General features: G+C 70.2%; 18 protein-coding genes. 9 read left to right on the forward strand and 9 right to left on the reverse strand.

Annotated features, from left to right (window positions below; genetic code table 11):
• The 4 genes from J0695_RS35805 to J0695_RS35820 form a co-directional block, all read left to right on the forward strand.
• Positions 1-685: PI-PLC domain-containing protein (locus J0695_RS35805; RefSeq protein WP_505383623.1), on the forward strand; the 685-nt coding region annotated here is incomplete at its 5' end.
• 170 nt (positions 686-855) lie between these two features.
• Entirely contained in the window at positions 856-1,251 is a 396-nt protein-coding gene (locus tag J0695_RS35810) for a hypothetical protein (protein WP_206968948.1), read from the forward strand.
• A 93-nt stretch (positions 1,252-1,344) separates the two neighbouring features.
• Positions 1,345-1,992: a class F sortase gene (locus J0695_RS35815; protein ID WP_206968949.1), complete on the forward strand. Its 648-nt coding sequence runs from the start codon at positions 1,345-1,347 to the stop codon at positions 1,990-1,992.
• A gap of 73 nt (positions 1,993-2,065) precedes the next feature.
• Positions 2,066-3,013, forward strand: coding sequence for a GNAT family N-acetyltransferase (locus J0695_RS35820; RefSeq protein WP_206968950.1), 948 nt, complete (start codon positions 2,066-2,068; stop codon positions 3,011-3,013).
• A 69-nt stretch (positions 3,014-3,082) separates the two neighbouring features.
• Here J0695_RS35820 and J0695_RS35825 read toward each other — a convergent pair whose 3' ends face one another.
• From J0695_RS35825 to J0695_RS35835, 3 genes are all read right to left on the reverse strand, one after another.
• A complete protein-coding gene (locus J0695_RS35825) occupies positions 3,083-4,498 on the reverse strand; it encodes an FAD-binding oxidoreductase (protein ID WP_206968951.1) in 1,416 nt (471 codons plus the stop codon).
• A 102-nt stretch (positions 4,499-4,600) separates the two neighbouring features.
• Complete coding sequence (locus J0695_RS35830) at positions 4,601-7,219, reverse strand: helix-turn-helix transcriptional regulator (protein ID WP_206968952.1); 2,619 nt, start codon at positions 7,217-7,219, stop codon at positions 4,601-4,603.
• 71 nt (positions 7,220-7,290) lie between these two features.
• Positions 7,291-7,779, reverse strand: coding sequence for a flavin reductase family protein (locus J0695_RS35835; RefSeq protein WP_206968953.1), 489 nt, complete (start codon positions 7,777-7,779; stop codon positions 7,291-7,293).
• Between the two features lie 40 nt (positions 7,780-7,819).
• On the opposite strand from J0695_RS35835, the gene J0695_RS35840 reads away from it, so the two are divergent.
• The gene (locus J0695_RS35840; protein ID WP_206968954.1) at positions 7,820-8,680 is read left to right on the forward strand and encodes an alpha/beta fold hydrolase; all 861 of its coding nucleotides are present in this window, start codon (positions 7,820-7,822) and stop codon (positions 8,678-8,680) included.
• A gap of 75 nt (positions 8,681-8,755) precedes the next feature.
• Here J0695_RS35840 and J0695_RS35845 read toward each other — a convergent pair whose 3' ends face one another.
• Complete coding sequence (locus J0695_RS35845) at positions 8,756-9,109, reverse strand: PRC-barrel domain-containing protein (protein ID WP_206968955.1); 354 nt, start codon at positions 9,107-9,109, stop codon at positions 8,756-8,758.
• A 488-nt stretch (positions 9,110-9,597) separates the two neighbouring features.
• Between J0695_RS35845 and J0695_RS35850 the strand changes: the two genes are divergently transcribed.
• From J0695_RS35850 to J0695_RS35865, 4 genes are read left to right on the forward strand one after another with little or no spacing between them, the layout of a single operon-like run.
• Entirely contained in the window at positions 9,598-10,296 is a 699-nt protein-coding gene (locus J0695_RS35850; RefSeq protein WP_206968956.1) for a HemK2/MTQ2 family protein methyltransferase, read from the forward strand.
• Entirely contained in the window at positions 10,280-10,543 is a 264-nt protein-coding gene (locus J0695_RS35855) for a CDGSH iron-sulfur domain-containing protein (RefSeq protein WP_206968957.1), read from the forward strand. The genes J0695_RS35850 and J0695_RS35855 overlap by 17 nt, the downstream gene beginning before the upstream one ends.
• Entirely contained in the window at positions 10,540-11,571 is a 1,032-nt protein-coding gene (locus J0695_RS35860; RefSeq protein WP_206968958.1) for an iron-containing redox enzyme family protein, read from the forward strand. Before J0695_RS35855 ends, J0695_RS35860 begins: the two co-directional genes overlap by 4 nt.
• 13 nt (positions 11,572-11,584) lie before the next feature.
• Complete coding sequence (locus J0695_RS35865; protein ID WP_206968959.1) at positions 11,585-12,853, forward strand: preATP grasp domain-containing protein; 1,269 nt, start codon at positions 11,585-11,587, stop codon at positions 12,851-12,853.
• 32 nt (positions 12,854-12,885) lie between these two features.
• Here J0695_RS35865 and J0695_RS35870 read toward each other — a convergent pair whose 3' ends face one another.
• From J0695_RS35870 to J0695_RS35890, 5 genes are all read right to left on the reverse strand, one after another.
• On the reverse strand, positions 12,886-13,332 hold the full coding sequence (locus J0695_RS35870) for a response regulator (protein ID WP_307798872.1): 447 nt from the start codon (positions 13,330-13,332) through the stop codon (positions 12,886-12,888).
• On the reverse strand, positions 13,329-15,035 hold the full coding sequence (locus J0695_RS35875) for a sensor histidine kinase (protein ID WP_206968960.1): 1,707 nt from the start codon (positions 15,033-15,035) through the stop codon (positions 13,329-13,331). The genes J0695_RS35870 and J0695_RS35875 overlap by 4 nt, the downstream gene beginning before the upstream one ends.
• Complete coding sequence (locus tag J0695_RS35880) at positions 15,032-16,303, reverse strand: PP2C family protein-serine/threonine phosphatase (protein ID WP_206968961.1); 1,272 nt, start codon at positions 16,301-16,303, stop codon at positions 15,032-15,034. Before J0695_RS35880 ends, J0695_RS35875 begins: the two co-directional genes overlap by 4 nt.
• Positions 16,304-16,448: 145 nt before the next feature.
• Positions 16,449-17,909 (reverse strand): glycoside hydrolase family 76 protein, encoded by a 1,461-nt coding sequence (locus J0695_RS35885; RefSeq protein WP_206968962.1) that lies wholly within the window; start codon positions 17,907-17,909, stop codon positions 16,449-16,451.
• Between the two features lie 30 nt (positions 17,910-17,939).
• A partial coding sequence (locus J0695_RS35890) for a ricin-type beta-trefoil lectin domain protein (RefSeq protein ID WP_206968963.1) occupies positions 17,940-19,070 on the reverse strand: 1,131 nt, incomplete at its 5' end.

The following is a 19,070-nucleotide window of genomic DNA, read 5'->3' on the forward strand; positions in this document are numbered from 1 at the left end:
CCCCGGACACCCGCCCCTCACGATCAAACTGGAGATGAAGGCCGGCTTCCAGTCCCGTTTCGGTCTCGGCCCGACCCAGCTCGACCAGACCGTCGCAGCCCATCTGGGCAGTACGGTCTTCCGCCCCGCGGACCTGCTCACCCGTCCGGGCGGCGGCAGGTACGCCACCCTCGACGAGGCCGCGGTCGCCGGAAACTGGCCCACCCGCGCCCAGCTGGCCGGAAAGGTGATCCTGGAGGTCATCCCGGGCACGGTCGAGGAGAGCAATCCCACCGACACCCTGTGGACGGACGCCGAGTACGCGGGCCACCTCCGCGACCTCCAGTCCGCAGGCACCATCGACAGCGCCCAGATCTTCCCCGCGGTCCACAACGCCGCCGTGGGCGATCCCCGTACGCGCTACGCCGACACCTCCCTGCGCCCGTGGTTCGTGGCCTTCGACGGCGACGCCGCCACGTACCTCAACGGCACGATCGACACGGGGTGGTACGACACCCGGCACTACCTGCTGGTGATGACCGACGCCCAGAACGTCCCTCCGGCCCTGGACCCGGCGAACCCGTCGGCGGCGGACGCCAGGGCGCGCGTGGCCAAGCTCGCCGCGGCCCACGCCAGCATCGCGTCGAACGACTGGACCGCACTCCCTGATGTCCAGTCACTGGCACTCCCGCGCGGTACGGGCTGACTTCGTACCGCCTTCAGAGTGCGTTCAGTGGGCCGTGTGGGGGATATCCGGCGTGTTCGCGGTAGATCGCTGACGGAATGTTGCATTTGTCCTGATAGAGGCGCGGTTCCAGTACCGCAGTCACTCGGGGCACCAGGGCAACGAGGCCGCGCACTCGATGGAGGTTGGACATGCGTTCCATACGTGCTCTCACGGGTCTCGCAATCGCCGGTGCCGTTCTGACCATGGCGGCCCCGAACGCACACGCGGTGTCGTCGAGCTGCCAGAAGGCACTGGACGACGCTGAGATCGCGCAGCGGAACTTCGACACGGTCAGCAAGGACCCGAACACCTCGGCGGACGACAAGAAGAACGCCGAGGACGAGGCCAACATGACCGCGTCGACGGCGCAGCGGTTCTGCGACTCCACGGACCCCGCGGTGACCGGATCGGTCAAGGCGGGCGCGGGCGGCACCCAGGGCTCCGCCAGCCCGGCCGAGCTCGCGGGCGGCGCGGCCCTGCTCGCCGCCGGTGCGGCCGGCGGTGTGCTGATGATGCGCCGCCGCGCCTCGGCCGACCAGCGCTGACCGCTCGCTCTTCGCCTCCCCGCGTACCGGCCCCAGTACTGCCGGTACGCGGGGAGGCGGCCGTGCCTCATGGCATCGAGGAACCGTATCCCCATGACGAACCCCCCTGCCCCTGCCGGCCCACGCCTCTGGCCGAGAGTCGCGCTCGTCGCCGTGGCGCTGTTCGCGGGCGGGCGCATGATCGCGGACAGCGGCGCCCAGGCGGGTGAACCGCCCCGCCCCTCCGCCGCGGACGCGTTCGACACCTCCGTCGCCCCGGGCGCGAACCCTTCGGTGCGGTCGTTGCCGCCCTCCCCGCCGACCCGGATCAAGATCAAGGCGCTCGACGTGGACGCCCCCGTGCGCGGCCTCGAACGGGACACGGACAACACGCTCGAGGCCCCGCCGCCCGACGACAAGAACCTGGCCGGCTGGGACAGCGCCGGTGTCACCCCCGGCAGCACCGGAACAGCCGTGCTCGCCGGGCACGTGGACACCCACAGCGGCCCCGCCGTGTTCTACGGCCTCGGCTCGCTCCACAAGGCGAACAAGGTGAGCGTCACACGCGCCGACGGCCGCACCGCCGTGTTCGGCGTGGACGCGGTGGAGGTGTACGAGAAGGACACGTTCCCCAGCGAGAAGGTGTACCGGCAGGCCGCTCGTGCGGAGCTGCGCCTGATCACCTGCGGCGGCAACTACACCAAGAAGAACGGCTATTCGGCCAACACCGTGGTCTACGCACACCTCATCCAGACCCTTTGACGGGGAGGGCGAGGAGCGCGGGCCGCCAGATATTCCGTTGCGGCCGGGGCTCGCGCCACTGGAAAGTGACCCCATGCCCATCACCCTGCCGCCCGGTCTGACGGTGCGCCCGGCCACGCTCGACGACGCGGCAGCGGTGTGCGCGCTGCTCAACGAGATCGACCTGCTGGAGGTCGGCCGGGCCGACACCGAACTGGCCGAGATCCAGACGGACCTGAGGCATCCGGAAGTGGACCTGGAGCACGACTCCTGGCTCCTCTTCGAAGGCAGCAGGCTGATCGGATACGGCCTGCTCTGGGACGATTCCGGCGCTGAGCGGGTGGACATCGACCACTACATCCTGCCCGGCCGTACGCAAGGCGCTCTGCACCTCTTCGACCTGATGGAGACCCGGGCCGCGGAGCGGGCGGCCGCCAACGGGGCCACCCGGGCCGTGGTGCACCTGCACCTGAACATCACCCCCACGATGGATCCGCCCTCGCTGCGCGGTCGCGGCTGGCGCACGGTCCGCCGCTACAACGTGATGGCCCGTGATCTGTCGGCCTCCGGGGACCGGCAGCCCGTCCCACCACCCGGGGTGACCCTGCGCCCCTGCCTGACCGAGCCGGACCGCCGCGCTGCCCACGCCCTGCTCCAGGAGTGCTTCACCGACCATTTCGACTTCCAGCCGCGCACCTACGAGCAGTGGCTGGACGACATCGACGCCGAGCAGGCCGACTGGTCACTGATCTGGGTCGCGCACGTCGAAGGTCTCGGGGACGCGGCGGTACTGCGCAGCCACGACAACCGCGCCTCGATGGCCTGGATCAGCAACCTCGGCGTCCTGAGCCGGGCCAGGGGGCAGGGCCTGGGCAGCCATCTCCTGCGCCACGCCTTCGGGCACTACGCGGCACGGGGCCGCGACCGGATCGGCCTCGGCGTGGACACCGACAACAGCAGCGGCGCGCTCGCCCTGTACGAACGGCACGGGATGGCCCTGGACTTCGCCGTCGACACCTGGGAACTGATCCGCCCGGTCTGAGCGCACCGCGCGGAGTGCGGCACCACATCTACGGATGGGTGCCGCACTCCGCGCATCTGCCTCCTGTGATCAGGGCCGTGCCTCGTAGGGAGTCTTCGGGGCGGGCTGGATGTTCTGGTTGAGGCGGAAGAGGTTCTCAGGGTCGTACTCCGCCTTGATGCGGGCCAGGCGTGCGTAGTTGTCGCGGTAGCTGGCCCGTACGCGCTCCTGCCCCTCGTCCATCATCATGTTCACGTAGGCGCCGCCCGCCGAGAACGGGTGCAGCGCGTCGAAGTAGTCGACCGTCCACCGCTTGATGAGGTCGGCGTTGCCCGGGTCTCCGTCCACTCCCGCGAAGACGGAGGCCCAGCCCGAGTCGCGGTAGCTCCACGGGGTGTCGGCCTGTGCGTACTCGTGGACGGCACCGTCGATCGGGTACAGGTGCATCGTCGACTGCGGTGTCGGCAGCTCGGCACCGAACTTGGCGTGCAGGGCCACAGCGTCGTCTGGGATCTCGTTGACGAAGTCCGCGCGCCAGTACCACTGGTCGCCGGGCGGGTAGAGCCCGTCGAAGGCCGACTGGAGCACGGGGTGCGGCATCGGCGCGGGGCCGTGCAGCATCGGCTCCGGCGTGGCGGCGAGCAGCGGGGCCATGGCCCGAGCCGCCGCGTCCGTGTCGTCGCCCGCGTAGCACCACACGACGCCGCAGGCTTTGCGTCCCTGGAGCTCCTCGGGGTACGGAGGGGCCGGCGGCACGGAGCCGTACAGGAAGAAGCCGTTCAGTTCGTGCGGTGCTCCGGGGAGGAAGTCACGGTAGGCCGCGAGGACCTCCGCGCCCTGCTCGACGGACCAGAAGGTGGGGCCCGCCACGACCGTGCTCAGCGGGTGCAGCCGGAAGAGGAAGGAGGTGACGACGCCGAAGTTGCCGCCGCCGCCGCGGATCGCCCAGAACAGGTCGGGGTGCTCGTCGGCGCTCGCGCGCACCCGCTCGCCGCTCGCCAGGACGAGGTCGGCCTCCAGCAGATTGTCGATGGTCAGCCCGTACTTGCGGGTCAGATGGCCGATGCCGCCGCCGAGGGTGATGCCGCCGACCCCCGTCGTGGAGACGATGCCGCTCGGTGTGGCAAGACCGTGCGCGTTGGTCGCCCGGTCCACCTCGCCCCATACGCAGCCGCCGCCGACGCGTACGGTACGGGCCTCCGGGTCGACCTGGATGTCCTTCAGCGGGGACAGATCGGCCACCACGCCCCCGTCGCAGGTTCCCAGACCCGCCCCGTGGTGGCCGCCGCCCCGTACCGCGAGCCGCAGGCCCCGCTCGCGGGCGAAGCCCACCACGCGGGACACGTCCTCGGCGTCGGTGCAGGCCGCTATCAGACCGGGCCGCCTGTCGATCATCGCGTTGTAGACGGCCCGGGCCTTCTCGTAACCGGAGTCGTCCGGTCCGGTCAGTTCCCCCTTGAATCCTGCGAGCTCCTTGCGGGCCGCTTGTGCAGGCGTCATTGCCATGTGGATCCCCCGTGTGTCCGGTTGAGTCGGATCCGTCTGTTCTAGTCCGCGCGGGAGCCGCCGGTATCCGTGCCGGACACCTAGCTCGCGCCCGGCGGCTACCTACTTCTCACGTCCTGGCACCAGGCCCAGCTCGGCTCCGCGGCGCGCGGCCTGGCGCCGGGTGCGGGCGCCGAGTTTGTCCAGTACGGCCGAGACGTGGTTGTCGACCGTACGGACCGACACGACCAGGCGGTCCGCGATCTCGGGGTTGGTCAGCCCCTCCGCCAGCAGCCGCATCACCTGCAGCTGGCGCCCGGTGAGTCCGGCGGGATTCTCCCGCGTCGCCGCCACCGGGCCGCGCGGGATCCTGCGCACCCCGAGCGCGCGCAGCTCGGCCCTGACCAGGCGGGCCAGCGGCTCGGCGCCCAGCGCGTCGAGGCCGGTGAGCGCCGCGAGTTTGTCCTCGGGGTCGGGGCTGTCGGCGAGGGCCGAGGCGCGCTCGTACGGGCAGCCGGCCGCGTGCCAGGCCTCGGCGGCGAGGCGCCACTGACCGGCGGCCTGCAGCGCGTACGGATGGCCGGAGCCGTCCCGCTCGTCCCGCTCGGGGGGCTGCCCGGCCTTGCCGAGCCAGTAGCCGAGCTCCGCCCGGTGCACCGTGTCGGCCAGTTCGCACGCCTGGGCGTGGACGGGACCGGCTGCCGCTGCCACCCCTGCGTGGTCGCCACGCAGCCAGGCCGACTCGGCGCGGGCCGCGGCGACCGGTCCTGTGCGCTGGAGTTCACGGGTGCCGACCGCCATCTCCCAGGCCTGCGCGAGGAGTTCGTCGCCGCCTGCCGCGCCGCGCCGGATCCGTACCCTTCCCAGGACGGTCAGCGCAGGGCAGCGGCCGGGGACGGGGTCGTGCACGGCGAGTTCCGCGTACCGCTCCGCCTCGTCCCAGTCCCCCGCGGCAAACCGGCGCAGCGCTGTCTCCACCTGCAGATAGCTGAGGAATCCGAGGTGCTCCGCCCGGTCGGCCAGTTCCAGGGCCGGGGCCAGGAAGTGGTCGGCCTCGGCGTACTGGAGGTTCTCCAGGAGCGTCCAGATGATGTTGGCGTACGCACGGCACGCGTGCTCGACCTCACCGGCCGCCAGCGCCACCCGCAGGCTCTCCTCCAACTCGGGCCGCCCGCGCGGGTCACCGCTGCGCCAGCGTGCGGCGCCGACGTTGTTCAGGGCGTGCGAGAGGATCGCCGCGTCGCCCTCCCCTCGGGCCAGGACGATGGCGCGTTCGCCGAACTCGACGGCCTCGGCGGTGTGGTCGGCGAGCATATGGAGCTGCGAGGTGTTGCTCAGTGCGAGGGCGAGCAGCCGGCGGTCGTCCGTCTGCTCCAGTACGGCGATGGCTTCCCGCGCCGCCTCCTGCGCCGCGTCGGCGTCCCCGGCCCACCAGTGGATCCTGGACAGCCAGCGCAGATCGGCGCCGAGTGCACGGGTGTCGCCGAGATACCTGCGCAGCGCCACGGCTTCACGCTGCGCGCTGACGGCGGCGGCGGAGTCGGCGATGGTGTAGCTCTCCACCGCGTACTCCTCCAGGAGGGAGGCCAGTTGGGCCGGTTCGTAGCGCCGGCGCTGACGCAGTACGAGCCTGAAGTGCGCGGCGGCCTCGCGGTGCGCGCCGGCCCGGGAGGCGTACCTGGCCGCGTCGGGTCCGTATCGCGCGATCGCCTCCTGGTCGCCCGCCTGCGCCGCGTGGTGGACGATCCGGGACAGGTCGGCGCCGGGCTGTGCGATCAGTGCGTCGAGTACGTCCCGGTTGAGCGCGATGCGCCGTGCGGCGGGCAGCGAGTCGGCGACGGCCCGGCGGATCAGCTCGTGCCGGAAGCCGGCCCGCTCCGGGGTCACGGTCAGCAGCCCGCGCTGCTCGGCCTGGGCCAGCACGGCCACCCCGTCCTTCAACAGCGCGTCGACCAGGCCTCGTTCCACCGCCGACGGCACCACGGCGAGCTGCTCCAGCGCGTCGCGGGTGCCGGAGCCGAGCCCACCGAGGCGGGCCAGCACGGCGTCGACCACGGTCGGGGGCACCGATCCTGTGCCACCGGCCGCGAGCACTTCGGCGACGAAGAAGGGGTTGCCCGAGGTGGCCTCGTACACCTCGGCCGCATCCACAGGTCCGGCCGCGCTCATCGTGCGTACGGCTTCCCTGGACAGTCGGGAGAGCGGCAGGCGGTGTACGCGGTCCACCCCCGAGACCTGGCCGAGGAGGTGGCGAAGGGGATGTTCGCGGCCCAACTCGTCGTCCCGGTAGGTCAGTACGAGCACGGCCGGGAGCCGGTCGACCCGGCGCACCAGGAAGCGCAGTGCGTCCAGCGACGCCTCGTCGGCCCAGTGCACATCCTCGACGACGAGTACCACCGGATGCGGAGGCGCCGTCATCTCCGCCCGCAGGGCGTCGTACACCCGTTGCCGGTCCCCGCCCTCCTTCAGCGCCTGCCCCAGCTCGGCGCCGACTCCGCCCACGCCGCCGACGAGATCGCGAAAGGGGCCGAGCGGACGCCGTGTCTCCAGATCGTCGCACTCACCGACAAGCAGCCGCGCCTCTGCGGGCAGGACTCCCGAGGCCGCTCTGACCAGGCTCGACTTCCCGATCCCAGCCTCACCGGAGACAAGCACGACCGACCCGGCGCCGCCGGCCGCTTCCCTTGCGGCGGCGCCGAGTTGGGCCAGCTCGTGTTCGCGTTCGAGGATCTCCCCGTACACACCGCAATTCTGACACCCGGCGCCGCGGTACGTCCCCCAGGAGCCGGAGTCGGAGCCCGAGCCATTTCCGGTCAGTTCGCCGGATGGCCCGGCGTGATATCACGCCCGTCGGTCAGCGTCAGCAGACGGGGGCCGTCGGCCGCGGGGTGCTGCGCCGCCTCCGGGGCGAGCAGGAATCCGACGTGGTCGCCCCCGTCGACGCGCTTCTCGATGCGTCCCACGAACCACGCGGGAGCCTCGTCGAGGACCGGTGCGCCACCGGGGCCCGGGTGCCAGGCGGCGCGAGCGAATTTGTCGGTCCGGTCACCGGTCTCGCCGCCGAAGAGGCGGGCCAGGTGGCCCTGGTCGTGGCGGAGCACATGAACCGCGAGCCGATCGGCACGAGCCGCGACCCGGTACGTCCGGTTGGCCCTGGACAGCCACACCATGAACCGGGCCGGCCGGATCGAACACTGCGAACCGAAGCCGACCAGGCAGCCGGCCCGTTCTCCGGCGGTCTCGACGGTCACGACGTACAACGGAAAGTCCAGCGCGTCGGTGAACGGATCCAGTTCGGTCACGGTGCTCGGCTCCTTGCCCGGGAGATCGGATGCTGGGCGCATGTTCGAAAACTTCGAGGCGCAGTCGGTGCAGGTAGAGGGAGCATCCATCTTTGTACGCCACGGAGGCGAGGGGCCACCGGTGCTGTTGCTGCACGGCCACCCCCGGACATCCTCGACCTGGCACCGCGTGGCGCCGCTCCTGGTCGAGCAGGGCTTCACCGTGGTCTGTCCCGACCTCAGGGGTTACGGACGCTCCCGTGGACCGGCGCCCACAGCGGACCACACCGGCTACTCCAAACGTGCGGTCGCCGGCGACATGGTGGCGGTGATGCGGGCACTCGGCCACGACCGGTTCCATCTCGCCGGCCATGACCGCGGGGGCGCCGTCGCGCTGCGCCTCGCGCTCGACCATCCCGACGCGGTGGTCCGGGCGGCGGTGATCGACTGTCTGCCGATCAGCGAGCATCTGTCGCGCATCACCGCCGCGTTCGCCACCCAGTGGTGGCACTGGTTCTTCTTCGCGCAGCCCGACATCCCCGAGCGCGTCATCGGCGCCGACCCGGACCGCTGGTACCACGGTGACCCCGCGGTCATGGGCCGGGAGAACTACGCGGAATGGCGGGAGGCCACGCGCAACCCCGACGTCGTACGCGCGATGCTGGAGGACTACCGGGCCGGTCTCACCGTCGACAGGATCCACGAGGAGACCGACCGCGCGGCAGGGGTACGGATCGAGTGCCCCACGCTCATCCTCTGGTCGCTCCGGGACGACATGGAAGAGCTCTACGGTGACCCCCTGAAGATCTGGCAGCACTGGGCACCCGACCTGCGCGGCCATGGAATCGACGCGGGGCACCACGTTGCCGAACAGGCCCCGGACGAACTGGCGGCCGCTCTGGCCGGCTTCTTCGCCGGTTGATCCTGACGGCGCGCAATGGGGGCCTGCCGCAGTGTCTGCGGCAGGCCCCCATTGTGTGAGGGTGGTGCGGATGTGTCAGATGCGACGGTGACTGGTGTAGTAGCCGCCGACCTGCTCGTGGTAGCCCGCGTCTCCGACATGCTTGTCCTTGTCGAACTCCGGGGAGTTCTTGATCTGGGCCTTGGTGAGGTCGACGAAGATCTTCCGCTCGGCCTGGTCGACGGTACGTACCGTCCCGGCCGGCAGCAGCACATGCTTGCCGAAGATCCAGACACCGGTGTCGACCACCAGATACGACGAGTTGACGTCGTCCGAGTGCTTGTCGACCTTGCCGATGCTGCCGTCGGTCGCCTCGACCTTGTAACCGATCAGGTCGGTGCCGGCGGTGTATCCGGAAGTCGGCTGGTAGCCCCAGATGTTGTCACTCATATAACGGCTCCTTCATCAAATATCTCATGACACTCAGCAGCCGAAACTGTGAGGTCAGATCGACGCCACCGAAATCCGGTGACGCTCTCACAGGAATCCGGGTGCCCGACATCCACGGACGCACACATTGACGTTGCGAGAAAAATGGCGACGCCCATGACCTCGGGGTTCCTCCGGGGCCGGGCGACAGGCCACAGGCCTTCAGCGCAAATATCGCACCGCCGAAAAAAGTGTTTCCTTTGGGCCCGACGGGGAACTCGCAGCCCTCATTCGACACTGTTCACGCCCCAAATCCCAGGGGCGCCGGAATGCGGGGCGTCATTCGCGTGGCCGCCATAGGTGTGGATCACGCAGGGCCGGGCACCGGGTGATCAGACGACCCCGCACGACGCCGTACCGGCTCGAGTGGTGATGAAGCTGCTCAGAGCCGATGGTGGAAGAGGGTGAACCTCGGCCTCGTCGGCTGCCGACACACCGGAGGGACTCCCATGACGGCAGTGGATAGCGCGGTGCTCGAAGAGCTGCTGCCCACGACCCCGATACATCTGCTGGCCCTGCCGGGCGTGTATCGGCCACAGCACGACACGGGGCTCATGGCGCGCGCCCTCCGCCGCGAGGCGATACCCCTGGGGAGTGAGGTGCTGGAGCTCGGAACCGGCACAGGGGCGCTGGCGATCCTGGCCGCCCGCGCGGGTGCACGCGTGACGGCGGTCGACATTTCGCGCCGTGCCGTGTTCACCGCACGCGTGAACGCCAGGCTGGCTCGTGAGCGCATCGAGGTGAAGCGCTGCGACCTCACCGCGGACACGGGAGGCCGCACCTTCGACATGGTGATCAGCAATCCTCCGTACGTGCCCTCCCCCTCAGCGCGTCTGCCGCGGCGCGGAGTCGCTCGCGCCTGGGATGCGGGCCGCGACGGGCGGACGTTCATCGACCGCATCTGCGCCACGGTGCCGACGATGCTCCGCCCCGCCGGTGCGCTGCTGATGGTGCATTCGGCCGTGTGCGGAACGGAGGCCACGCTGAATCGTCTGGCGGAGGCGGGCATGTGCGGGTCGGTCGTGGACCGCGCGTTCGTGCCCCTGGGCCCGGTCATGAGATCACGGCGGGAATGGCTGCGGCACCAGGGCATCCTGGGGGACGAGCCGTGTGAGGAACTGGTGATCATCCGTGCCGAACACGCCTGACCGAGCCCGCCGCGTCGTCGTGGACCCCGAGGGCCCCATGCTCGTCGAGGGACCGGTGGAAATGCTCACCGACGACGGGACTCTCGTCACCAGCGACCGGTTCATGGTGGCGGTCTGCACCTGTCGGCGCAGCCGAACGTATCCGTGGTGCGACACGAGCCACCGCCACCGGACCCGGCCCACCCGCGACAACGCACAGGACACACACAACACACAGGACACGAAGCACACACAGGAGGAAGCGTGACCATTCACCTGGAGTCACGGCTCACCTCCCCGCCGCTCCCCCAGGAACGCGGTGCGCTCTCCCGGAGTGTCATCGGTGCCCTGCGGTCCGCAGCGGCCTGCCCGGACGTGCCGCAGCACATCATCGACGCGGCGGATCCGTACGGCGAGGACCTCCAACTCGCCCTGTACGTCCTCTACGAGCTGCACTACCAGGGCTTCGCGGACGTGGCCGACGAACGGGAATGGGATCCGGGCCTTCTCGCACTGCGCGGCTCCATGGAACACCGCTTCCTCGACGCGCTGCGAGCCGGAGCCCCCACATCGGCGCGGGCGCACGACGTCCTCGACAGGCTCCTGACCGAACCCGCCGGGCACGATCCCGACAGCGTCAGCCACCACCTGCAGCGCGAGGGCGAGTTGTGGCAACTACGGGAGTACGCGGCCCTGCGCTCTCTCTACCACCTCAAGGAGGCGGACCCGCACGCCTGGGTCATCCCGCGACTGCACGGGCGCGCGAAGGCGGCCATGGTGGCGGTGGAGTACGACGAATTCGGTGCCGGCCGCGCCGAGGAGATCCATGCCCGGCTGTTCGCGGACCTGATGACAGACCTGGACCTCGACTCCGCCTACGGCCATTACGTGGACGCCGCCCCCTCGTACGCCCTGGCGACCGTCAACCTGATGTCGCTCTTCGGCCTGCACCGGGCCCTTCGCGGGGCCCTGGTCGGCCACTTCGCCGCGGTGGAGGTGACGTCCCCGCCGGGGTCGCGCCGCATGGCCGCCGCGATGCGCCGGGCGGGCGCGGGGCCCGCCGCCGCACGTTTCTACGACGAGCACGTCGAGGCGGACGCGGTTCACGAGCAGGTCGTACGCAATGAAGTGGTCGGCGGCCTGCTGGCGGGCGAACCCGGCCTGGACGCCGACATCGCCTTCGGCGCCGAGGCCACCGGGCTGCTCGAAGACCGGCTCGCAGCGCACCTGCTGCAGAAGTGGCGCGCAGGCGACTCCGCGCTGCGTTCCGCACTGCCCCGCCACCAGAACGCCTGAGGCGGGAGCGCCGGTGCACCAGCGGAAGGACGAAGCGGCCCCTCTGATCTTCCTCGCCAACTTCGCCTCCCCCGTGGCCGTCGGACTGCACGACGAGAACATCCTGCGCGCCTGGTCCGCCCAGGCACCACGGGAGCTGTGGCTGATGAGTCCCGGCGACATCCTCCTGACCCCGGCTCCGGCGAGCGATGAGTTCCGTGCCTACACCGCGGGCCTTCTGGGGATGGACGCCGATGCGGTCACCGTGGTCGACGTACCGCCCGAGGCCGGCATCCCCATGGGCGAGGCCGTCATGCGCCCCGCGCTGCTGGAACCGCTCCGATCGGCCGTCCGGCACCACCCCGGATACCGGTTGCTGCCCACGGCGCTCGACGAAGCTTCCGTAGCCCTGGCCAGGGAACTCGGCGTCGCCGTACATCCTTTTCCCCCGGACGCGGACTACTCCGGAGCGCTCGCCGCGGTCGACGCGCTCAACACTAAATCCGAATTCCGCGCGGTGGCCACCCAGTTGGGGATGAGACTCCCTGCCGGCTGCACATGCGGCTCCTCCCTCATGCCCCGCGCCGCCGACGAGTTCGCCCGGTCGTTCGGGCGCGCGGTGGTGAAGCCCGACCGATCGGCGGGCGGGCACGGCCTTCGGTTCGTGGACAAGGACGACCCGGTCCTGGACGTGCCGGCCGGTACCGGCCAATGGGTCGTCGAGGAGTACGTACCCCACAAGGAGTCCATCAGCGCCCAGTGCGTCTGCGGACCGACCGGCCCGAGAACGGTCTTCACCGGGCGGATGACCGTCTCCCGAGGAGAGTTCACCGGCTATCGCGCACCCCTGACGGGCATATCGGGCGCGGCCCTCGCCCAGTTCGAGGAATGGTGTCTGACCTTCGGCCGGCACCTGGCGGGCCTCGGCTATCTCGGCCCGTACAGCCTTGATGCCCTCCTGACCGAGGCGGGGGACATCTGCGTGACAGAGAGCAATGTCCGCAGAACGGCGACCACGACGCCGCACGCCGCGATCAGCCGTCTCGCTTCGACCCTCCGGATACACCCCTCGGCGTGGGCTCTCGGCAGCGGGCGCTCCGCGGCGAACCTGACCCTGTCCGAGGCGCTCGAGCGTCTCTCCCGTGCGGACATCGCGTTCCCGACGGGACGCGGAGACGGTGTTGTTCTGCTCACGGGTCACGAGAGCCCCGCGGAGCCGTGGCGTTATGTCCTCTTCGCCGCCGACGCGGGCAGACTGGACGGCCTCCAGGAAGGGCTCACGACCGCACTCGCACTGAGCTGAGCTGAACTGAACTGAACTGAACTGGTGCGGGCTCAGCCCTTCGGCAGCTTCACCACGGTGACGAAGAACTCGTCGATCTGGCGGACCGCCCGGATGAACTGGTCGAAGTCCACCGGCTTGGTCACGTAGGCGTTGGCGTGGAGCTTGTAGCTCCGCAAGATGTCCTCTTCGGCCGCCGAGGTGGTCAGCACGACAACCGGGATGTGGTTGAGCTCGGGGTCGGACTTGATCCGTTCGAGGACCTGCCGGCCGTCGTACTTGGGCAGGTTCAGGTCCAGGAGGATCAGATCGGGTCGTACGGCCTGGGTGTGCTCGCCGCGCCGGTAGAGGAAGTCGAGCGCCTCCAGGCCGTCGCGCACCACATGCAGCGTATTGCCGATCTTGTTGTCATGGAACGCCTCGCGCGTCATGAGCTCGTCGCCCGCGTCGTCCTCGACGAGCAGGACCTCTACCGGCTGGGGCGGGGGTGTGGCGCTCACGGGGTGGCTCCTTGGGGTGCGGATTCCGCTTCGGGTTCATTGGGTGTGGTGGTGCCGGTCCCGGCGGCAGGCAGCGTGAAGACCAGCCGCGCCCCGTCCGTGTACTCCGTGTCGATCCAGATCCGGCCGCCCGAGTGCTCCACGATCTTCCGGCAGAGCGAGAGGCCGATCCCCGTGCCGTCGTACGCGTCCCGGCTGTGCAGCCGCTGGAAGATCACGAAGACCTTCTCCGCGAACTCCGGTGCGATGCCGATGCCGTTGTCGGCGACGGAGAACCGCAGGAAACCCGGCTCCTCGTCCGGTTCGACGGTCACCTCGACGTGCGGGGCCCGGTCGGGACGGCGGAACTTCACCGCGTTGCCCAGCAGGTTCTGCCAGAGCATCGTGAGCAGCGTGGGGTCCCCCATGACCGTCGGGAGGTCCTGCGGCCGGTCGACGGTGCCGCCCTGCTCCTCCCACGCGAGGGCGACATTGCGCAGTCCCCGTTCGAAGACCGTGTCCAGGTCGACGGCGTCGTAACTGTCGTTGAGCCGTCCGACCCGGGAGAAGGTCAGCAGGTCGTTGATGAGGATCTGCATGCGCTTGGCGCCGTCGACGGCGAAGTCGATGTACGTGACGGCGCGGGCGTCCAGCTCATCGCCGTAGCGCTTCTGGAGCAGCTGGCAGAAGGAGGCCACCTTGCGCAGCGGCTCCTGGAGGTCGTGTGAGGCGACGTACGCGAACTGCTCCAGCTCGGAGTTGGACCTGCGCAGTTCGGACGCCTGGGCGTCCAGCTCCGCGGTCTGTTCCGCCAGTACGGCCTCTCGCCGGCGCGCGACGGTCAGCTCGCCCACCACCCGCAGGCGCATGCCCTCGACCGCCCCCGCGAGAGCACGCAGGTCTGCGGGCCCGTGCGCCGGAATGGGGTGTTCGAAGTCGCCGTCCGCGACGATCCAGGCGGCGGTGCGCACCGTCTCCAGCGGACGTACGACGGTGTACCGCAGGAGGACCACGACGCCGACCCCCGTCAGTATGAGCAGGATCAGGACCCCGGTGAACGCCCGGTCGCGCTGGGTGCGCGCCGCCCGGAGGTCCGACTGCGCATGGGTCTGGTCCGCGAGGAGCCGTGAGTGCAGGGTGCTGAGGCGCGTACGGACCTGATCGAAGGTCGCCTTCCCCCGGGCGATCGACACCGCCGGGGCCTCGCTGTCCTTGGCCGCGACGGCCGGCACCGCGAAGCCCTCGCGCCAGCTCTTCACCGCCGCGTCGACCGCGGTCAGCGCCTCGGTGTCCTCGGCCGAGCCGGCGATCAGCGGTTCCAGCCGCTGCCGCGCCGTGCGCTCGGCGCCCTTCCCGCGTTCGTACGGCTCCAGCAGGGTCAGGTCCCCGCTGAGCAGATAGCCGCGTACACCGGTCTCCTGGTCGAGGAGCGCCGCCTGGAGCTGGAAGGACTCGGTGCGGGCCGGGGCCACGATGTTGACCAGGCGGTTCGTCGCGTCGGTGGTACGGGACAGTACGGTCACGCCCACCATCGCGGCAGCCGCTGTCATGACCCCCAGGACCGTGACCGCCAGCAGGAACCAGGCCCGGACGGTGAGGCCGCGCGGGACGGCGGCGGCCGCTGCCGCGGTCTGGGCAGCGGCCTTGGACTCCCCCGCGGCCGCGAGGGCCGCGCCGGCCGCCCTGTCCGGCTGCTCGGGAGGCGGAGATATCTCGGCTGTCATGCGTTGCTGTTCCATTCGAGAAGCAGGACGGCCACGTCGTCGTCCAGACCGCCGCTCGGTGCGGCAAGGGCCTCGGCGGAACTGATGAGGGTGTCGACGAACTGGCCCGACAGGTGCTGTGCGTGTCTTCGGGCGATGTCCAGGAGCCCGGCCTCGCCCAGGCGTTTGGCACCATCCCCCACCCGGCCCTCGATCAGACCGTCGGTGAACAGCATCATGGCGTCGCGCTCCGCCAGCGGCACCCGCGTCACCGGCCAGGCGGCCGTCCCGGGCAGGATCCCCAGCATAGGGCCGCCGGGCACCTCTTCCAGCCGTACCGCACCCTCGCGCGAGCGCACCAGGAGACCGGGGTGTCCCGCGCGCATGACGTGGACCTCTTCCGCCCCGGCAGCCCGGGACAGGCAGCTGAGCGTCGCGAAGACCTCCGGCCGGGAACGCTCGGCGACGAGGATCTGGTCCAGCAGCTCCAGCAGCAACTGCTCCCTGGCGCCTGCCAGTACGAAGGAACGCCAGGCCACCCGCAGACAGACGCCCAGCGCCGCCGCGTCGGGACCGTGCCCGGAGACATCGCCCACCAGGGCGTGCGTGGTTCCGTCGACGGTCTGTACGACGTCGTAGAAGTCGCCGCCCAGCAACGCCTGTGCCCTGCCGGGCCGGTAGCGGGCGTGGACCGCGACGGTGTCGTCGAGCAGCAGCGGCGTGGGCAGCAGGCCCCGCTCCAGACGGGAGTTCTCCTCGGCGCGCAGCCGGCTCGCCTGGAGAGCGGCGGCCTCCTGCTCGGTGTGCTTGCGCTGTATCGCGTAGCGGATGGCCCGTACGAACATGTCCGCATCGAGGCGGCCCTTGATCAGATAGTCCTGGGCGCCGGCCGCGACCGCGGCGAGCCCGGCCTGCTCCTCGGCAAGACCGGTCAGGACGACCACCGCCGCCCGGTCCGCGCACTCCAGCACCTTCTCCAGGGCCTCCAGACCCTGGGCGTCCGGCAGATGGAGATCGAGCAGTACGCAGTCGGGCATGTCCCTGGAGAGTTCCACGACGGCGTCCTTCAGCGACCGCGCCCAGCGCAGGCCGAGGGTCACGCCGCCGTCGGCGACGAGCTCCTCGACCAGCAGGGCGTCACCGGCGTCGTCCTCGATCAGCAGCACCCGCGGCACCTCGCCGTCCCATACGGGGGCGTGCGGAACCGAGCCGAGGTGTGCGCGCTGTGCGGGCAGCACAGGCCTGCCGGAGCCGAGTAAAAAGGAAGCTGGATCGTGCCCGGTCCCCATGGCAGGGTTCTCCTCTCGCCACGGGCGTGTCGGCCCGTGAGGCCGCCCAAGCGCGTCCGCGATGAGATTAGGACGATCAGTTCACTCTTGACAACTGTTCCTGGAACTGCAATCGACAGGCCCCGGACCGGCTCCCTCCGGTTCGTCAGTTCGCCGCGTTCATCAGGTCGAGGGCGCTCTGCTGGCGGGCGGCGTCGGTGGAGTCCAGCGGCCCTGCCCAGTGCAGCCCGTACGCGTCGAGTGCGTTGCGGTCGCTCGCGTACGCGGCGGCTGCCTGCCGCCCGATGTACGACGCGTAGGGCCGGTCGGACAGCCGGGCGTTGAAGGCGCTCAGACCCCGGATGTACGCACCTTTGAACGACGGGCCGTCGCCGCCGCAGCCGCCGCTCTCGCACGGCTCCCTGAGGATTCCGCCGGAGTTGAGGGCCGCCGACGAGGTAGAGGCGTCCCCGATCTGACGGCCGGCGGTGAGCAGGGCGGCGTCCCCGGTCGCCCGGTGCAGCTCGGCCAGTCCGCCGAGCAGGACGCCCTGGTTGTACGACCAGGTGGTGGAGCCGTTGTTGCCGCAGGTCGACAGGTTGATGCCGTCGTTCACCAGATGCGAGCTGTTGATCATGCCGGTGCCCTTGAACCAGGCCCATTCGGCGTTCGCCCGGCCGAGATAGGCCGTGTCGCCGCTGATGCGGTTGTGCAGTGCGGCGTTGAGTTCCAGATAGAGGGAGTTGGCGATCGCGTTCTTGTACGTCTTCGCCGTGCTCCACCACACGCCGCCGCCGCATGTCGAGTCCCAGTACGCAGCCATGTGGTCCGCGTCGGCGCGCGCGGTGTTCAGGTAACGGCTGTCGCCGGTCAGGTCGTACGCGGCGACCCAGGCGAGCCCCCACCAGCCGGTGTCGTCGATGTACTCGTTGCGGAACTGGCCGCCCTGTGCGCCGAGTTGACGGTCGTAGGTGTTGGCGATGGCGTACTGGTAGCTGGGCATCCCGGTGACGCTGATGTTGTCGATGACCGCGGTCAGGGCGTTGGCGGAGTTCCACCAGCCGGTGGTGTCGAAGAGACCGGTGGAGTTGTTGTAGGACTGCATCAGCGCGGTGGCCGCCGCGGTGGGGCGGCTGTACGCGTTCCAGGTCGTACGGGCCCACGCGGTGCAGGCGACCTCGGCCCGGTCGCCCGCCTTGCCGCAGGCGCGCAGGGCGCCGATGCCGTTGCTGTTCCAGTCGTCGACGTTGTACATGAGGGTGCGCCAGCCCGTCTGACCGGCCGGGACGGTGGTGTCGCCGAGCTTGCTGCCGGAGCTCCAGCTGCGGCCGCCGTCGAAGGAACGGTCGAGCCAGACCTCGTCGGTGGGGCCGCCGTTGGTGATCGAGGCCCAGCCCATCGCGTCGGTGTCGTCGAAGTGCAGGGCGAGGGTGCGGGAGTAGATGGCGGCGGTGACCGGTTGCCTGTCCCCCGGGGACAGGGCCGGGTCGCGGGCGTCGCAGTACTTGTTGCAGATCGTTGCTTCGGGGGCGGCGGTCGCGACTCCGGCGGTGACCGGGAGCAGGAGTGCCAGGGTCGCGATGAGGCAGATCCCGACGGACCGGATGCGTCGTGCCGTTGAGTTCATGTCAGCTCCGTGGGCGTGGGGGACGGGCGGTCAGCCGAGACGCCACTGCTGGTTGGCGCCGCCGTTGCAGGTCCACAGCTCCAGCTGGGTGCCGTTGACGTTTCCGGCGGGCTTGTCGCCGCCGGTGACGTCCAGGCAGAGCCCGGACTGGGTTCCGGTGATCGTGCCGTTGCCGTTGAAGCTCCACTTCTGATTGGCGCCGCCGTTGCAGGTCCAGAGCTGCACCTTGGTGCCGGCGGTGGTCCCGTTGTCATGGGCGTCCAGGCACTGCGTACCGCCGTAGAGGCGCAGTTCACCGGCGGCGGTGAGGGTCACGGCCTGGTTGGTGCCGCCCCCGCAGTCCCAGATCTCGATCTTGGTGCCGGGTGCGGTCCCGCCGGCGTACGCGTCGAGGCAGCGGTTGGAGGAGGCGCCGATCAGCGGGTGCGTCGTCCCGACGCTGGTTCCGCTGCCGACGGACACCCGGTACATGACCGAGCCGTGCCCCGGGACACTGGCCGCGATGCTCCCGCTCGTACTGCTGATCACGTGCGTCCAGAGATTGTCGATCCGGTACGACGAGGCAGCCGGGAGGCCCGCCGCCGAGGCCGAGGTGGTGATCGTGGCCGCACTCGCGTTCTCGTTGAACAGGACCACCGACACATCACCGTTGGCGAGGGGTTTGGTCAGTACGTGCAGACCGCCCGACGAGGAGATCTCGGTGCCCTGCTTGCCCAGGGAGTCCTGGTCGACAGCGATGACGTTCTTGTTGCCGTACAGGGAGAGGGTTGCGGCGGAGGCCTTGCGCAGGTCGGTTCCGGCGATCAGCGGCGCGGCCATCTCGGCCCACAGGGCGAAGTGGGAACGGTCCTCGGTGAACGACATGCCGTTGCCGACTTCGAGCATGTCCGGGTCGTTCCAGGCACCGGGCTTGGCGTACGGGGCGAGCTGGACGTTGGCCTTGTAGATCGACACCACGGTGGAGAAGTTGACGTTGATGTCGCCGGTGGTACGCCAGCTGTTGCCGACCCCCGCACCCCACGTCCACACGCTTGCCAGACCCCAGTTGCACAGGCTGTAGACAATGGGACGGCCGGTGTTGGCCAGGGCGTCGCGCATCGCGGTGTAGCGCTGCTGGTCGGGTACGTTCTGGTGGTTGCAGTTGTCGTACTTGAGGTAGTC

The organism is Streptomyces beijiangensis, assembly GCF_017315755.1.
In the GTDB taxonomy this organism is placed as follows: domain Bacteria; phylum Actinomycetota; class Actinomycetes; order Streptomycetales; family Streptomycetaceae; genus Streptomyces; species Streptomyces beijiangensis.

Bases quoted from the DNA above. Each gene is read 5' to 3' on its own strand.
- J0695_RS35810 (WP_206968948.1), top strand. From the start codon at position 856: ATGCGTTCCATACGTGCTCTCACGGGTCTCGCAATCGCCGGTGCCGTT.
- J0695_RS35815 (WP_206968949.1), top strand. From the start codon at position 1,345: ATGACGAACCCCCCTGCCCCTGCCGGCCCACGCCTCTGGCCGAGAGTC.
- J0695_RS35820 (WP_206968950.1), top strand. From the start codon at position 2,066: ATGCCCATCACCCTGCCGCCCGGTCTGACGGTGCGCCCGGCCACGCTC.
- J0695_RS35825 (WP_206968951.1), bottom strand. From the start codon at position 4,498: ATGGCAATGACGCCTGCACAAGCGGCCCGCAAGGAGCTCGCAGGATTC.
- J0695_RS35840 (WP_206968954.1), top strand. From the start codon at position 7,820: ATGTTCGAAAACTTCGAGGCGCAGTCGGTGCAGGTAGAGGGAGCATCC.
- J0695_RS35845 (WP_206968955.1), bottom strand. From the start codon at position 9,109: ATGAGTGACAACATCTGGGGCTACCAGCCGACTTCCGGATACACCGCC.
- J0695_RS35850 (WP_206968956.1), top strand. From the start codon at position 9,598: ATGACGGCAGTGGATAGCGCGGTGCTCGAAGAGCTGCTGCCCACGACC.
- J0695_RS35875 (WP_206968960.1), bottom strand. From the start codon at position 15,035: ATGACAGCCGAGATATCTCCGCCTCCCGAGCAGCCGGACAGGGCGGCC.
- J0695_RS35880 (WP_206968961.1), bottom strand. From the start codon at position 16,303: ATGGGGACCGGGCACGATCCAGCTTCCTTTTTACTCGGCTCCGGCAGG.
- J0695_RS35885 (WP_206968962.1), bottom strand. From the start codon at position 17,909: ATGAACTCAACGGCACGACGCATCCGGTCCGTCGGGATCTGCCTCATC.